Origin of the sequence: Saccharothrix hoggarensis (assembly GCF_042678885.1) — a bacterium.
Lineage (GTDB): Bacteria > Actinomycetota > Actinomycetes > Mycobacteriales > Pseudonocardiaceae > Actinosynnema > Actinosynnema hoggarensis.
Window position 1 is genome coordinate 1 of sequence record NZ_JBHTLK010000529.1, and the last position, 636, is coordinate 636.

Annotated in this window: 1 protein-coding gene; it reads left to right on the forward strand. The window is 72.6% G+C overall.

Going from position 1 to position 636, the window contains the following annotated elements; genetic code table 11:
• The coding region (locus ACFQ3T_RS37075; RefSeq protein WP_380730861.1) for an ATP-binding cassette domain-containing protein at positions 1-636 on the forward strand (636 nt) is incomplete at both ends.

A 636-nucleotide genomic window follows, 5' to 3' on the forward strand; every position in this document is an offset into this window, starting at 1 on the left:
TGGACGCCGACGAGGTCGCGGAGCTGTTCCGGATCATCCGGGTGCTGCGCGACGAGGGCGTGGCGGTGCTGTTCGTGACCCACTTCCTGGAGCAGGTCTACGAGATCTCCGACCGGATCACGGTGCTGCGCAACGGCCGGCTGGTCGGCGAGCACCCGACGGCCGCGCTGAGCCGGATCGACCTGGTGTCGGCGATGCTCGGGCGTGAGATGGGCCTGCTGGAGGAGATCGAGCGCCGCTCGGGCAAGCCCGGCCAGGCTTTCCTGGTCGCGGAGGGCTTGGGGCGCAAGGGGTCGGTCGCGCCGTTCGACCTGGAGATCCGGTCCGGTGAGGTGGTCGGGCTGGCCGGGTTGCTCGGCTCGGGCCGCACGGAGGTGGCGCGGCTGCTGTTCGGCGCGGACAAGGCCGACTCCGGCCGGGTCCTCGTGGACGGCAAGCCGGTGCGGCTGACCGGGCCGCGGGCGGCGATCGAGGCCGGTGTCGCGTTCTCCTCGGAGGACCGCAAGGCCGAGGGCATCGTGGCCGACCTGAGCGTGCGGGACAACCTGATCCTGGCGATGCAGGCCGCGCGCGGCTGGGCGCGGCCGGTGCCGCGCAAGCTCGCCGACGAGCTGGTGGCCAAGTACATCGACCTGC